The sequence below is a fragment of the Cyclobacterium sediminis genome, assembly GCF_054781075.1.
In genome coordinates, this window is record NZ_BAAGVC010000003.1 from 484,354 (window position 1) to 500,042 (window position 15,689).

Below are 15,689 nucleotides of genomic sequence, written 5' to 3' on the forward strand. Positions count from 1 at the left end.
AATGACAAATGAAGAACGGTTAGCCATATTACACCGGTTTAGAATTGTAAGTATTACAGAGGGTATTTCCATGCTTGTTTTGGTTTTTATTGCCATGCCTTTAAAATACATTTTCGATTTACCGGCCATGGTGACCTATGTTGGTTGGATTCACGGTGTCCTTTTTATGCTGTATATACTTGTGATGTTCCCAACATCCAGAAAATTACGTTGGCATTTCAGAACCGCCTTACTAGGATTAATTGCCTCTATACTTCCTTTTGGTCCATTCCTATTTGATCGTAAATTAAGAAAGCAAGAAAAAATTATCGAGGAGAAAACTTAAGGCCATAAAATACTTAGCGTATGGCAGTAATTAGCAAAAAAAAGATCGTATACCCCATCAGTGAAAATCTAAGAAAATACTTGATAAAATATGGTAGAGAAGTAGATATACCTATTCATTACAAGGAATTACTTAGGTTTACAAATTCCATTGCCCTTTATGATTTCAAAGGAAATGACACTTTGTGGGAAACTGTATTTTATGATGAGTCCGATAGAAATGAGATTCATTATAAGGTCAAAAAAATATATGCCCTACTAAAAGCTGATGGTGACATGTCAGTCATGCAACATTTGTATGTAGACAGGATAGACCTGTGCACGTATGGCAATACACAACCATTTAGGGTAAGAATAGTCAATCGTATCAATGATAATTTTGACTATTTCTATATTAAAAACGCCGATGCATCAAGGGTATATGGCTTGGGTTTAGAGCATCTTTTGTCTCCCAATAGAATTGGCTATTTGGTCTATAGAAACACCCTAATAGAAGAACATATAGCCGGCATTCCCGGAGAGCAGTTTATGAAACAGCATCTTTATGATCCTCTCCTAAATCCCATTCGACTTTCTAAAGAGTTTGTTAAATTCAATGAAAGGTGTTTTGTAAGACTCTTGGGTGACATGCATTCCTCTAACTTTGTAATTGATGTAACCCCTGATTTTGAAGAAACCCATTATAGAATCAGGTCAATTGATTTTGACCAACAATCCTATGAAGGAAAAAAAACAATCTATTTACCTCAATTTTTTAAACAAAACAATGCCCTGATCCAGCTAGGAATCAAACATATAACACAGGAATCCATGAATCAATATCAGAAAGAGGAAAGAGCTTTGATCGCTACTCGATTAAAAAGCTCACCCAAGGAAATCACTGATATCCTAAATAGCATGGAGAAAGATGTGCTATCCAAAGAATCAAATATTGAAAGCCTGAAAAATGAATTGGCAAAACACTACAAAAACCTTGATTTTCTTCGCTGCAAGAATATGGGTGGAATTCTTAGAATGAGCTTAAATCAGGTTCTTATCAGATAAAAAACTCCTCATTTCATAATAAATCGATTTTTTAATGAACAAATGTCTTTAACAGCCTTCGGTATAATTAATAAACCAGTATGATACAAGCCAGAGAAAAGCCCAGTCTATATAATCTAATAAGTTGTTATTTACCAAGCCGAAAAGCTACAATTGGCATAGTTTATGGTCATATAAGGACAAAAGATCAAATTATTTTTAAAGATAAATTGAAAATTATGAGCACCAAATCGGAAAAAAGAGTTTTTAAAAAACTTGGATACAATAAGAATGAATCAGAAAAAATAGTGGCTTCATTGAATCAACTTTTGGCAAATTATCATGTTCACTATCAGAAATTAAGAAACTTTCACTGGAATGTTACAGGAGGTGATTTCTTTGATTTACATGAGAAATTTGAAGAGTTATACACAGAATCCTTTGCCAACATTGATTTGATAGCAGAGAGAATCAGGGTATTTGGAATGACTCCATACAGCTTGATGAAAGACTACTTAAAGTATGCTGACATCAAGGAAGTAGGGACTGATCTAAGTTCTAAAGAAATGGTAAATGAAGTACTCGAAGACTTTCAAATACTGGTAGACAATATGAATGATTGTGCTATCAAAGTTGCTGACTTGGGTGATAGTGCTACAGAAGATATGCTAATAGCCTTTATAAAGAGCGTAGAATTACATCATTGGATGCTGAGCTCCTTTATCAAGGACTAAAAAAAATCCCCGAGAAAATCGGGGATTTTTTTTTACTTTATTTTTTTGATGCAATATTAATAATACCTCACATCACAGTTTGGCAATTCAGCTTTAAATTTTTCCACATTCCGATTACTTAATCTTGTATTAAAGCAGACCAAACTTTCTAAATTTATTAGGTGAGTGATTTGCTTTAAGCTTCTCACCCCGGTACTGGCTATATCTAAGGATCGCAAATCATAAAGCATTTCCAAACCTTTAAGGTTTGATATATTTGTCCCGGACAAATTCAGGTGCTTTAGCCTTTCCAGAGAATTAAGGGGATCCAACTCGCTAACAGCTGTATTAGAAACATTGAGTGTTTCCAAATTGGATAAAGGTGCCACCACATTCAAATCTCTAAAAGGAGACTCAGTAATTTGAAGTTCCTCTAGCATTTCGAGCCTTGAAATAGCTGAAGGGTCTTGGAGAGGAACGTTCTTAATGATTAGCTCTTTCAAGTTGAAGAAAACAAGCAGTGGTTCTAAATCTAAAACATTGGCCCCTATTATTTCCATTCTTGAACTGGCTGTAGCTTGGTGCAATGCCCAAGTATCAGGATTATCCTTTAAGTTATAATTGTCGGAAATCAATTTCTTCCAACCTTGATTGAGGCCGGTCCACCAAGATTCCAAGGCCTGAGACCTGAAAATCACATTGGTATTGGGCAACACACTCGCTAATTCCTGTACATTCCATTCCGGCACTTTGGTATCATCCAGATTGACATATTCTAGAGAAGGCAGGCTTTTAAGGGGTTCAACTGATTCAATATTCGTCCCTACAAAAGAAAGACGTTTAAGTCCTGTGAGCTCCTGAAGGGCATTGAGATTATTTACAGCACTATAATCTCCATGTATATGCAAAAGATTTTTCATTTCTGCCAAGGGAGAAAGGTCTTCTATCATGGTGTTCTCTAATGACAAGTAAGTAATGCTCTTAAACTTAAGCGCAGGCCTTAGATTTTTAATCTTGCTATTGTCTAAACTCAAGGAATCCATGTTGACCAAAGAAGAAAGAGTTTCTATGCTGGGCTTGCCTTGACCTAATGCAGGTAATTTTTCGACCAGCACCTGGCTCCAACCATCAGGAAGGGTTTGCCACCAAGTTTGGAGGTTTTCCACATTGTGGATTAATAAAATGCCTCTGTTAGCCCTGGTAAAGATCTCAGCAGCATTTTCGGAGATACTTGTCCTATCTGCATAAACTCTTTTTATTGAAGCAGAACCATTAATAGGATCCAATTGGCTAACTTCCGTACCATTGATATTTACCCGCCAAAGTGAAGGCAAAGATGCCAGAGGAGACAAATCTAATATATTGGTCTCTTCAAGATTTATTTCCTTCAATTGCTTTAGCTCAGATAAAAAGCCAAAATTAATCAGATAGTTGCCTTTAATGTTTAGAACTTTTAGCTGCGTTAAGTTTTTGAGGTTTTCAATATTGTTGAAACCACTTTCCTCCAGGTCTAGGATTTCAATATTTTTAAAATTCTCTAATACGCCAAATCCCATTAAAGGTGTTTTGGCAGCTTTAAAAGTGTTAAGGTTTTTAAGGCTTGTCAATTCATCAATATTGGTCACCTTGGTCCCGGAGATATTAAGGTAAGTTAGTTTATCTGAATACTTAATAAATTGTATATCATCCGTGGGCGTGTTGGAGATATCCAGATAAGAAAGGAAAGTAATATTGCTAATAGGGCTCAGCTCTTTGATCTGAGTACGGCTAATGTCAACGTACTTTAAATCTCTAAAAACGTGAATAGGTGCTATATCTACCAGAAGCTTGTTACCTGATAGGTCTAAGGTATCTAAGGCAGATATCTTATAGAGCATATCCAGCGCTACAGAATCTTCAGTTATGTCAAATTTTTCTCTTAGCAAGGTTTCCCACTCCAAGGAAAGCGTACTCCACCATTCCAATAGCTCATCATCCCTACTCAGCTTGGTAGTATAAATACTTGCTATTTTTAGTTCATTAGAATCTCGGTCCAGATTAATTTCTACGTACCGAGGTTTTGTGTTTTCAATGCTTTCATTTTCGAGCCCCAGGCCTGTTAAGGTTCTGTCCAGAGATATTTCAAAAAACAACTCATCGTAGTCATTCAATTTAGGTTTTACCTCTTTTATTTTGAACTCGAAAGCAGCATCCTTAAAAAAGAATTCAATGTCTTTTAGGTAAGAAACTATACTTTTATTGGTAATAACCTGTCTATCAAGAAGTAAATCATCTTCAATTTGCACATTTTCATCCCTGAATATTTTCTTATAGCTTTCCCTAATTATTACATCTTTGTCCCTGGCAGAGGTTTCACCACTACCCACTGTATTTAGGAAATACTGCAAGAAACGAACCTGATCTTCAGCCTGCTGGCCAAATTCTTTGATTTCCTGTTTGGTATATCCTCCAAGGTCCTGAGCTAGTATCAATGGAGCATTACAAAAAAATAAAATCAGGATAAATGCATTTACTTTAATCCCTGTCATAGATATAGTTCAATATAATTTCTTTGTCACCTTCCTCTAACTTCATCAAATTGGCGATCAACCAACCGGTATTAAATCCGGGTCTATTAAACTGACCTAACTCAAAGTACCATTTGTCAATTTGAAAAAAGTGGAATTTGGTGTCCTTAACTGTTTCAAATTTCAACCTGTTACTTTTTATTTCATAAAGAAATAATGTAAGGTAATCTGGTTGAAAACCATCCGGGGTATAGGACTCCGGTTTTGGGTTGTCTACGATAGCCTTCCTTAGGTTCATAAAACCTAATTCATGGCTTAAAGGGTGAAGAAATTTTTTCTCATCTCCTTTGGGCTTATCAAATACAGCTGTAAAAGGGGGGAAATTGACATTGTCTATAACCCACTCGTATCCCAAACCCTGAGGCTGTAACTTCAAAAACAGTACCACATCTTGTCTTTTACCATTATAGGTAAAAACAGTATTAAGTTCTGCGAACCAGTCTCCGCCGTGAAAATTTAGATATTGGGGGTAAGTTTCGGAAGTAACATGACTTATAAACTCTCTTTTAAGCTCATTGCTAATCCCTGAGGTTTCATTGTCAAAAAGGATATTGATAAAAGATTTTCTAAGGGCAAGATCGTGGTATTTCTCATCCCCCGGGTTATACCTTACATCTCCTTCTTTGCTTTCCTCTGCATTAAATCGTCTGAAAAATTGATTGACTTGTTTGGTAGCGGCAGCGAACCTGCCATCATCAACTATCCGGCCGGAGCTATTGAAGGTCTGCCCCGGCGCGGAAAAAATTGATAAGATTATTGTAATTAACGTTGCAAATACTATTCTCATGCTGATGTTTCAGTCACTCTCACATCTCCCAACAACACATCCCAAAACTCGATTGTTCTACCTGAAATTTGGGTTTGTTTTTTCTCCACATAGATGGTTATGTCCTTCTTGGTGGTATCCCTATAATTTAATCCGGCCTCCTGAGAAGTTCCTTCAAATCTTTGGTATATGGTAATTACGCCTACATACCTTCCGTCAGGCTGTCTCTCAAGATCTGAAATATAGTGGATATCATACCAGCTGATGTTCACTCTATCGTAATTTAGTGCCATTAGTCTTTCGAAGTACCTTCTGATTTTATAGTAAGCTACCTCATTGGTATTGACAGAGGAAACGCCCATTTCAGCATCAGGAGCGAATAGTTCTTCTGCTCGATCCATAACTCTCGTAGCTTCAGAAAACTGTGTTTCCTTACTTCCGATGATACTGATATATTTACTTAAATCTTTAACTTTCTCTAAGGCAAGAGAGTCGATTGCTTGCTTTCTTTGGGGACTAATGCTTTCATCCTGAGCGAAAACGGAGATGCTTGTTGCCAGGAAAAAGATAAGCAGGGATGGAATATATTTTTTCATAATAACTTACTTTCTATTTATTTATTAATTATCTTCTTCTTAATTCTAATTCTGTGACCTTTCCTGATCCATCCATTCTGATATCGCTGATAAAGTTTAGATTTTTCTTGGTGTCTTTAAGATAGTTTAGGTACCTCTCTATGGTCGTTGGCTCATCGTAGTCTTTTGTACCTGACTCTTCGTGAATTACAATTAATACCGGGGTGTTCTGATTTGAAAACATCCCTAAAGCTTCTCTGATGGTATTGTTAGCACTTTGAACGTTAGAAGCATTTGCTACTGCGTTGAAATAATTTTCTAATTTCCCAACGGCAACTTCCTCTGCTGAGGGTTGAGGTTCCGGTTCTGGTTGAGGGGCGGGTTCTTCCACCGGTACGGGTTCAGGCGCAGCCTCAACCACTTTTTTCTTGCTTTTACAAGCTCCCATAGCTAATAAAACAAATAGCATAACAGTCAATGACCGCGTCAAGGGGAATTTAAGGTTCCTTTTTTTCATAAGAATTGAATGGTTTTTAAGTTAATGGTAATGGCCATTTAGAGTGGGGAATAATTGTAGTTCAATTCCACAATCTTCAAGGCGCTTACTTTAGGTAGATGATTGTTTTAAGTATTTTTTGAAATTTGCTTCTATTTTTATTCTGCACAATTTAAGTAATGAACGGCGATAAAGTTGGTTTGAATTTACTCAGTCTAAAATATTTTCAATTAATTTTATTAAGTAAAGACCTTCAATTAAAGCTATTAATTTTACAAAACATAAACATAGCTAATAATTGATTTTATTTTTTATTAAAATGCTAATATATCATTAAATTCCTAAATTTAGGAATGTTTATTTTAACGGTAATTTCTTCATTTAATCAAATATTTCGGCAAGCTTTCTCTCCAAGGATTTACCCCTCAAATCTTTTGCCATAATATTGCCATCTGGATCTATCATATACGTAGCCGGTATCGCATTGATCTGATAAGTAGCGGCAGCTGTGGAATTGAAATATTTTAAATCGGAAACTTGGGTCCAAGTTAAGCCATCTTCTTCTATGGCTTTTGTCCACATTTCCCTGGTTCTGTCGAGTGACACGCCAAAAACTTCAAACCCTTCTGCTTTGTATTTTTCGTATAGCCTAACCACATTTGGATTTTCATCACGACAAGGTTTACACCAGCCAGCCCAAAAATCCACCATCACGTATTTACCTCTTAAATCAGAAAGATTGATAATCTCACCTTCAGGATTGGGCAGAGAAATTTCAGGTGCAGGCTGCCCTATAGAAAGGGCCCTCATTTCATTCAATTCCTGTTCCCAAGTATTAATTAATTTCATGTCAGGATACTGATCACCTAAGGCTGTAACAACGCTATCCATAAAGTTAAAGTCCTTCCCGGGATCTAGCATGCCTATCCCTGCCAATGCTGCAAAACTACCTTCCGCCTCCGCAATCACTCCCTTGATACGCTCGGCTTGATTCATCCCCATCTCTACGGCTTGTTCTCGTATTTGCTGTACTTTAGCCTGATCTTTTTCAGTCATGGCTTCATAAAAGGCAGAATTCAATGCATTGGCCTCTTCTTGGTATTCAGCCGTCAGCTCATCTATTCTGAATAACAAATGACTGTCGGCAGAACCTTCAACAGTCAATTCCTCAGATTCAAAATCGTATTTTATTTGTACATCTTCTTGGTACAAGGCCAAACGAATGGTTTTTTCACCATATAAGTCTAAATCATAGAAGTTTGGCTTGTCAATTTCTAAATCGTAACTAAATGAACCTCCTTGAACTTCAATTGTATCAAGAACAGTGATTTTATCTGTATCGTAAACAGACAATACCACCTCCCCTTCAGGAATTTGTTTCAATTCACCGGAAATGGTGACATTTCCATCAAAGACCTCTTTCTTTTCTTCCCCACATGCGGACAACAGCATGGCTATTAAGCCCAATGAAAACATACTCTTAGTTAAGACGTTCATAAAATTAATTATCCAATAATTCTGTTAAAATTTTGCTGGCCACCTTAGGGTCAGCCTTGCCTTTAGATTTTTTCATAACCTGCCCCATAAACATACCCATGAGCCCCTTCTTACCGGACTTGTACTCCTTTACTTTGGCTTCATTCTGCGACAGAACTTCCTCTATCAACGGTTTAATGGAGTCTTCGTTGCTGTCTTGAATTAAATTTAATTCTTGAGCAATTTCCAAAGGTGTTTTTCCCGGATTGGCTATTAACTGTGGATAAATCTTTTGAGAACCTACTGTAAAACTTACTTTGCCCTCATCGATTAAGGCTATTAGGGCGGCAATTTGTGTTACCTTTAAAGGGAAATCTTCAATTTTTAACGTTAATTCATTCAAATAAGACTTGATAGGCCCCATCATCCAGTTTGAGGCTGCTTTATAATTGTTGGTATGTTTACACAACGACTCAAACCATAAAGCAATATCTTTTTGGTCGGTTAAAACTCCTGCATCATATTCAGGAAGCCCATAAGTGTTTACAAATTTATCAAACAATTCACGAGGAAGAACGGGTAATTCAGCCTTAATGGACGAAAGCCACTCTTCAGAAATTACTACAGGGCTCAAATCGGGCTCAGGGAAGTACCTGTAATCATTAAGATCTTCCTTGGTTCGCATACTGGCCGTCAAACCCGTGGTAGCATCAAATGTCCTGGTTTCAGAAACAATTTCCTCACCTCTTTCAAGCAAACCTATCTGGCGTTCAAACTCATGTTCAATGGCACGGGCCACATTCCTAAATGAGTTCATGTTTTTCACTTCCACCTTTTTGCCTAGTTCTTGATCACCTTTAAGCCTTATAGACACGTTTGCATCACACCTTAAAGATCCCTCTTCCATATTACCATCACAGACATCCAGGTAAACCACCAACTTCTTAATTTCTGCAAGAAGATTATATGCTTCTTCAGAAGAACGCATATCAGGCTCCGTTACAATCTCAATAAGTGGAACCCCTGCCCTGTTAAAATCTACCAATGTATCTACTTCACCTGCCAAGTGCATGGACTTACCCGCATCCTCCTCCATATGGATCCGGGTAAGGGCTACCTCTTTTTTCTCTCCACTACTGAGAGTAATGGGCACAAAGCCCCCAACACAGATTGGATTTTTATCCTGCGTCAGTTGATAACCTTTCGGTAAATCAGGATAAAAATAATTTTTTCGGGCAAACACATTTCTTCTGGTAATAGATGAATTACATGCCAAGCCCATCTTCACTGCATATTCTACTGCTTTTCTATTCACTTTGGGTAAAGTTCCCGGATGTCCTAATGTGATCACCGATATATTGGTGTTGGGCATTTTTCCATAACTGTTGGCATCAGAAGTATACATCTTGCTTTCAGTAAGTAATTGTGCATGGACTTCTAAGCCAATCACCAATTCATACTTCTCCTTAATAATATCTGCCGTTAATGTAGTGGACTTATCTTCAATCATTTCTAAATTGTTACAGTTTTTGTTCCAAAGTGTCAACCCCAAACGAAGACAATTTGAATTCAGCTAAATTATTTCAATGCCTGCTGAATCAAAGTTTCAGCTTTTTCTAAGGCAATCGGTAAGCCTGAAGAATCCTTCCCTCCGGCTGTGGCGAAAAAGGGCTGGCCTCCTCCCCCTCCTTTGATTTCTCTTGCGAGCTCTCTTACCATATTTCCGGCATGAAGTCCTTTGTCTTTCACAAGCAAATCATTTACCACTATAGCCAGCTGCGGCTTACCATTTATGTCAGCAGCTAAAACAGCTACCAAGTTCTCTATTTCATTTTTTAATTCAAAAGAAAGCTTCTTCAAGGCCTCAGCATTAGGCAATTTAATCAATCCTAATATTAAGTTATAACCGTTGAAGGATTTTACCTCACTTTTTAACGTTTCTTTAATTTTTTCGGTAGCTTTTTGGTTCAAAAGCTCAATTTCTTTCCTTAAAGCTGCCCTTTCAGTCATCATTCCTTCAATCGCAGCCACAAGATCTCTGGGGTGTTTAAGTGTTTCTTGAATTTCTTCCAATAGGGCAAATTGCTTTTTCACATAACCTTCTGCACCTTGGGCTGTAACAGCCTCAATTCTTCTTACTCCTGCGGAAATAGAACTTTCAGAAATAATTTTAAACAATCCTATTTCCCCTGTGGCAGCCACATGCGTGCCTCCACACAATTCCACAGAATAAGAAGGATTAAAAGTTATTACCCGAACTTGTTCCCCATACTTCTCTCCAAAAAGGGCGGTTGCTCCCATGGCTTTCGCCTCAGCTATTGGAATGTTTCTTTTCTCATCCAAAGCAATATTTTCTCTAATTTTCCCATTGACGATTTCTTCTACCTCATGCAATTCCTCAGGGCTTAATTTAGCGAAATGGGAAAAATCAAACCTTAAAATCTTATCATTGACCAAAGAGCCTTTTTGTTGTACATGGTCACCAAGCACCTGCTTCAATGCCGACTGTAGCAAATGTGTGGCCGTATGATTACTTTTAATCAAACGCCTTTTATCTGCATTGACTTCACCCTTAAAATCTGCTTCAGGATTTTTTGGCAAAGCACTTACCCAATGAACAATAAGGTCATTCTCTTTTGTAGTATCCAAAACAGTAATGCGTTCTTCATCATTTGAAAGCGTTCCTGTATCTCCCACTTGTCCACCACTTTCAGCATAAAAAGGGGTTTCAGTCAAGACCAACTGAAAGCGGTCTTTCTTTTTATCCTTTATTTTCCTGTATTTGATAATTTGAGCGGTGGCTTCTAAGGTGTCGTATCCTACAAATACAGAACTTTCCTCGTCGTTTACCATAATCCAGTCTCCGGTTTCTAGCTTTGATGCTGATCTGGACCTGTCTTTTTGAGCTTTCATTGCTGCTGAAAAACCTTCTTCATCTACACTGAGACCATTCTCACGAGCTATCAGGGAAGTCAAATCCAATGGAAACCCATAAGTATCGTACAATTCAAAAGCTACCTCCCCGGGGATGGTGGTTTCATTTTTATCTGCCAATCCTTTTTGGATGGATTCGAGATTTTTTAAGCCTTTGTCTAAAGTCCTTAAAAATGCGAGCTCTTCTTCCTGGATAACTTTGGTGATAAAGTCTTGTTGTGAATTGATTTCAGGGTAGAATTCACCAAATTTCTCTGCCAATACAGGCACCAAATTAAATAAGAAAGGCTTTTTAAGGTCCAAAAAGGTATATCCATACCGAACGGCTCTCCTTAGAATCCTTCGGATAACATAGCCTGCTTTGTTATTGGATGGCAACTGTCCATCTGCAATGGTAAAAGAAATGGCTCTAATATGATCTACAATTACCCTAAAGGCAATGTCTATTTTCTCGGATTCACCATAAGTAAAACCGGATATGGTTTCCATTTTCGCAATAAATGGAGCAAATAAGTCTGTATCGTAATTGGATGATTTATTTTGGATGACCCTCACCAGTCTTTCTAGACCCAAACCTGTATCCACATGTTTTGCTGGCAATTCTTTAAGGTGCCCATCCGCAAAGCGGTTGAACTGCATAAAAACCAAATTCCAGATTTCTATAACTTGGGGGTGATCCTCGTTTACCAACTCCCTGCCGGGTATACTTTTTATTTCTTCCAGAGGCCTCATGTCAAAGTGAATCTCTGAACAAGGACCACAGGGACCTGTTTCTCCCATTTCCCAGAAGTTATCTTTTTTAGAACAAAAAAGAATGCGGTCTTTCTCTACCAATTCGGCCCAATAATCAAAAGCCTCATCATCTTGCTCCAACTGATCGGCCTTATCTCCACCAAAAACAGTGATATAGAGCCTGTCTTTAGGCAATTGGTAAACTTCAGTGAGCAATTCCCAAGCCCAATTGATGGCTTCTTTCTTGAAATAGTCCCCAAATGACCAGTTGCCCATCATTTCAAACATGGTATGATGGTAAGTATCGACTCCTACTTCCTCTAAATCATTGTGCTTTCCTGAAACTCTGAGACACTTTTGACTGTTAGTAACGCGAATGTGTTCAGGATTTTCATTGCCTAAAAAATAATCCTTAAATTGATTCATTCCAGCATTGGTAAACATCAATGTGGGATCGTTTTTCACAACTATTGGTGCAGATGGAACAAACTGATGCGCTTTAGATTGAAAAAAATCAATGAAATGGCTTCTTATTTGTTTGGAATTCATGTTTATTTACCTTAGAATGAATTACTTGGAATATTTAAAGTTTTTGAATTATCTTTGTAACCAAACACCCAACTATCTACTTCCCTACAAAGTAGCTTAATCGACTGGGTTTTTTCGGATTACAAAATTAGAAGTTTTAACGTACTATTTGTTAAATGAGTAGAATAAAATATTATTACGATCCCAAAACTTGTAAATACGAAAGGTATGTTAAGAGCAAATGGGATGTTACTTTAAATGTATTGGGATTCTTATCCTTGTCATCAATATTAGCTGTCGGTATCCTTCTCGTGTTTCATTATTACTTTGACAGCCCCAAAGAATTGATCCTAAAAAGGGAAAACAAAGAGCTTAACCTTTATTACGAACTGTTGGAACAAGAGGTCGCACAATTGAACACCATGATGGCTGACCTCCAAGAAAGAGATGATAATCTATACAGGGTTATTTTTGAATCTGAACCAATCCCCAATTCGGTTAGGAATGCAGGATATGGTGGATCTGATAGATTTAAAGACATCAAAGAAAAAGGCCTTAATCAAGGCAAGATGATTATATCTGTGGCCAACAAAGTGGAAACGCTTAAAAAACAGTTGTATATTCAATGGGAATCTTACAACGAACTGTCTGAAACCGCTCTAAACAAAGAAGAGTATTGGGCGTCCATCCCTGCAATTCAACCCATACACAATGAGGAGTTAAACAGGCTAGCTTCAGGCTATGGAATACGCCTACACCCTATCCTTAAGGTGAAAAAAATGCACACCGGTATCGACTTCTCAGCTCCTAAAGGTACGCCGATTTACTCTACAGGAGACGGTGTTGTGGAACGTGTTCGGACCGAATTTGGTGGCTATGGAAAGTCCGTTATTATAGACCATGGCTTTGGTTTCAAAACCAGGTATGCACATATGAATGACTTTAATGTAAAAGTTGGAGAAAAAATCAAACGAGGAGACAAAATAGGTACGGTAGGAAACACCGGTTCATCTACAGCTCCTCACGTACATTATGAAGTAATCAAGGACGACAAATATGTTAATCCGGTCAATTATTTCTTTAAAGACCTTGAACCAACGGAGTTTGATAAAATCCTTGAATTGGCTTCCAGAGAAAATCAATCCCTTTCTTAAAGCAAACATTCAAAAAAATTTAAGGGCCCTTTCTTTAGAAATTGAAGAAAGGGCCTTTTTTTTGCTACTATTCAATCTTGCGGAAGCATAAAAAATTAATAGCTAGGATTGCCTTCTATATAATGGATAATTTTTATATTTTTGATTAAAAAAACACCAGAGAATTGCCTTACAAAGAAAAAGATATTGAAAAAAAGTATTATTCGATTGGCGAAGTTGCCGATAAGTTTAAGGTTGCCACTTCCTTGATTAGGTATTGGGAAGGTGAATTTGACATCATCAAGCCTAAAAAAGACAAAAAGGGAAACCGTAGATTTACCATCGATGATATTGAAAAGATTCAGTTGATTTTTCATCTGGTAAAAGAAAAAGGCTATACGCTTACAGGTGCCCAAGAGATTATCAAAAGGGACATGCATAAGGTTCAGGACAAAGCAGCTATGATCCAAAGACTACATGAAATCAGAGGTTTTTTGACAGAAATCAAAGACAATCTGAATGAAAAACCAGCCGAATAATGACTTTTTATATGCAGTAGCCCTAAGTTTGATCCCAAAATTAGGACCGGGCACCTATAAAAAAATCATTTTACACTGTGGATCTGCAGCATCCTTTTTTAATCTACCCTCCGGCAAGTTGGAAAGAATCCAAGGCATTGGCCCCAAATTGCTGGCCTTCAGAAAGAAAAAACTAAAATATCTCAAAGAGGCGGAGCAAATTATAAACGCTGCCAATCGAAACCAAATTCAAGTTCATTGCTTTCAGGATGAAAATTACCCCGGTCGATTAAAGTCTATCCCTGATGCCCCTCCTGTACTATTCAGTAAAGGCAACACGGACCTTAACCCTGAAAGAACACTAGGGATAGTGGGCACCAGAAAAGCTACCCAATACGGTAAAAATATAACCCAGCAAATCACCGAGGAACTTTCCCGGTTTCAGCCCTGCATTATCAGTGGATTGGCATACGGCATAGACATAGAGGCCCACCGGGCTGCCTTGGCACGAAACTTACCTACCATAGGAGTGATGGGCTCTGACCTCAATACCATTTACCCCTCCACACATAGAAAAATAGCTGAGCAAATGATGGATTGTGGCGGACTGCTTACTGAGTACAAATTAGGCACAGAAATGAGCCCAAGTAACTTCCCTCAAAGAAATCGAATCATAGCCGGTTTATCAGATGCTTTGATTGTGGTGGAAGCAGCCAAAAAAGGAGGTGCACTGATCACAGCAGAAATAGCCTTTAGTTATAACCGTGAGGTATTTGCTGTGCCCGGGAGCCTCCAATCCAAATACAGCGAAGGCTGCAACGACCTGATAAGGAATATGAAAGCCGGCATCTATATGAGTTCCAAGGAAATTGTAAACTCCTTGTCTTGGGACATGGATTCAAGAGAGTCTCCTGCTCAAAAGGTCTTTCCTGACACTTCTTTGCTAGATCCCTTGGAGAACAAAATTCTGGAGAGAATTTTCGACAAGAAGGAGGTGGAAGTAAATTGGCTGAGTCATGATTTAGATGTTCCAATTAGTACCTTGGCGGTTAAACTACTCAATTTGGAATTTCTGGGCTTTGTAAAGGCCTTTCCGGGAAAAAGATATCAATGGCTCCATAGCAAACAATAAATGCGTAAACCATATGGCCCAATCGCCTTTTTTGATTACATTGAATTATACTGACCTAAAAAATAATATTATGAAACCTTCATTTCTATCTTTAATATTTAGTCTACTTGTGTTATTAGGTTGTGAAAGCCAAGTAAGCAACACCACCGACGACACCCTACCGATGAAAATAGCAAAAGCATATGGCTATGATCAGTTAGATGAGGTACAATCCATTTCTTATACCTGGAATGTAAGAAGAGATAGTGCTACCGTCATGGTCAGAGATTGGAAGTGGGACCTGGTCAAAGGTGAAGTCTCCTATTCAGATGCCGACACAAGTATCACTTACTTAATTGCAGAGAAGACGGAACAATTAAAAGATGTTGACCATAAATTCATCAACGACAAATATTGGTTGCTCTACCCATTCCAATTGGCTTGGGATGAAGGGTACGCTACAGAAATCACTAAAAACCAAAACTCTCCCATCAACGGAGATCCCACTACCAAACTTACCATCCTATACAACAATGAGGATGGTTACACCCCGGGTGATGCCTACGACCTTTATGTCGATGATAACAATATGATCAAAGAATGGGTTTTTAGAAAAGGGAATGCCGCCGAAGGGAGGGCTTTTACCTGGGAAAATGAAAAAGATTTTAGTGGTTTAATGATTGCCCTGGACCACCGAATGAAGAATGGAGAAAAAATCATATGGTTTTCCAATGTGGAAGTAAACAAAAAGTAAAGTGAAGCAAAATTAGCTGCTGAACATAGCCAGGTGTAT

The 15,689-nt window shown here is 37.9% G+C and carries 14 protein-coding genes; 7 read left to right on the top strand and 7 right to left on the bottom strand.

Annotation, left to right across the window (positions count from 1 at the left end; translation table 11 throughout):
* Position 1 precedes the first annotated feature (1 nt).
* The 3 genes from ACYVHJ_RS04315 (at position 2) to ACYVHJ_RS04325 (ending at position 2,081) form a co-directional block, all read left to right on the top strand.
* Positions 2 to 325 carry a DUF3817 domain-containing protein gene (locus tag ACYVHJ_RS04315; protein ID WP_339903076.1) on the top strand — a complete coding sequence of 108 codons (324 nt, stop codon included), beginning with the start codon at positions 2 to 4 and terminating at the stop codon, positions 323 to 325.
* Between the two features lie 20 nt (positions 326 to 345).
* Positions 346 to 1,368, top strand: a complete 1,023-nt coding sequence (locus tag ACYVHJ_RS04320) for a hypothetical protein (protein ID WP_339903077.1) — start codon at positions 346 to 348, stop codon at positions 1,366 to 1,368.
* A 218-nt stretch (positions 1,369 to 1,586) separates the two neighbouring features.
* Positions 1,587 to 2,081 carry a Dps family protein gene (locus tag ACYVHJ_RS04325; RefSeq protein ID WP_339903078.1) on the top strand — a complete coding sequence of 165 codons (495 nt, stop codon included), beginning with the start codon at positions 1,587 to 1,589 and terminating at the stop codon, positions 2,079 to 2,081.
* A gap of 56 nt (positions 2,082 to 2,137) precedes the next feature.
* Here the strand turns inward: ACYVHJ_RS04325 and ACYVHJ_RS04330 are convergent, their stop codons facing one another.
* The 7 genes from ACYVHJ_RS04330 to alaS form a co-directional block, all read right to left on the bottom strand.
* On the bottom strand, positions 2,138 to 4,588 hold the full coding sequence (locus tag ACYVHJ_RS04330) for a leucine-rich repeat domain-containing protein (protein WP_460512864.1): 2,451 nt from the start codon (positions 4,586 to 4,588) through the stop codon (positions 2,138 to 2,140).
* Complete coding sequence (locus ACYVHJ_RS04335; RefSeq protein WP_460512866.1) at positions 4,575 to 5,414, bottom strand: hypothetical protein; 840 nt, start codon at positions 5,412 to 5,414, stop codon at positions 4,575 to 4,577. Before ACYVHJ_RS04335 ends, ACYVHJ_RS04330 begins: the two co-directional genes overlap by 14 nt.
* The gene (locus ACYVHJ_RS04340) at positions 5,411 to 5,989 is read right to left on the bottom strand and encodes a hypothetical protein (RefSeq protein ID WP_014018714.1); all 579 of its coding nucleotides are present in this window, start codon (positions 5,987 to 5,989) and stop codon (positions 5,411 to 5,413) included. Before ACYVHJ_RS04340 ends, ACYVHJ_RS04335 begins: the two co-directional genes overlap by 4 nt.
* 28 nt (positions 5,990 to 6,017) lie before the next feature.
* Complete coding sequence (locus ACYVHJ_RS04345) at positions 6,018 to 6,485, bottom strand: nucleoid-structuring protein H-NS (protein ID WP_339905411.1); 468 nt, start codon at positions 6,483 to 6,485, stop codon at positions 6,018 to 6,020.
* Between the two features lie 360 nt (positions 6,486 to 6,845).
* Positions 6,846 to 7,961, bottom strand: a complete 1,116-nt coding sequence (locus ACYVHJ_RS04350) for a redoxin domain-containing protein (protein WP_460512868.1) — start codon at positions 7,959 to 7,961, stop codon at positions 6,846 to 6,848.
* 4 nt (positions 7,962 to 7,965) lie between these two features.
* Entirely contained in the window at positions 7,966 to 9,450 is a 1,485-nt protein-coding gene (gene gatB, locus ACYVHJ_RS04355; protein ID WP_339904202.1) for an Asp-tRNA(Asn)/Glu-tRNA(Gln) amidotransferase subunit GatB, read from the bottom strand.
* Positions 9,451 to 9,518: 68 nt separating this feature from the next.
* Complete coding sequence (gene alaS, locus ACYVHJ_RS04360) at positions 9,519 to 12,155, bottom strand: alanine--tRNA ligase (protein WP_460512871.1); 2,637 nt, start codon at positions 12,153 to 12,155, stop codon at positions 9,519 to 9,521.
* 155 nt (positions 12,156 to 12,310) lie between these two features.
* On the opposite strand from alaS, the gene ACYVHJ_RS04365 reads away from it, so the two are divergent.
* From ACYVHJ_RS04365 to ACYVHJ_RS04380, 4 genes are all read left to right on the top strand, one after another.
* The gene (locus ACYVHJ_RS04365) at positions 12,311 to 13,288 is read left to right on the top strand and encodes a M23 family metallopeptidase (protein WP_339904206.1); all 978 of its coding nucleotides are present in this window, start codon (positions 12,311 to 12,313) and stop codon (positions 13,286 to 13,288) included.
* Between the two features lie 164 nt (positions 13,289 to 13,452).
* Positions 13,453 to 13,806 (top strand): MerR family transcriptional regulator, encoded by a 354-nt coding sequence (locus tag ACYVHJ_RS04370; protein WP_339904208.1) that lies wholly within the window; start codon positions 13,453 to 13,455, stop codon positions 13,804 to 13,806.
* The gene (gene dprA / locus ACYVHJ_RS04375; RefSeq protein WP_460512873.1) at positions 13,787 to 14,917 is read left to right on the top strand and encodes a DNA-processing protein DprA; all 1,131 of its coding nucleotides are present in this window, start codon (positions 13,787 to 13,789) and stop codon (positions 14,915 to 14,917) included. Before ACYVHJ_RS04370 ends, dprA begins: the two co-directional genes overlap by 20 nt.
* Before the next feature lie 70 nt (positions 14,918 to 14,987).
* Positions 14,988 to 15,650: a hypothetical protein gene (locus tag ACYVHJ_RS04380; RefSeq protein ID WP_339905298.1), complete on the top strand. Its 663-nt coding sequence runs from the start codon at positions 14,988 to 14,990 to the stop codon at positions 15,648 to 15,650.
* Positions 15,651 to 15,689 lie beyond the last annotated feature (39 nt).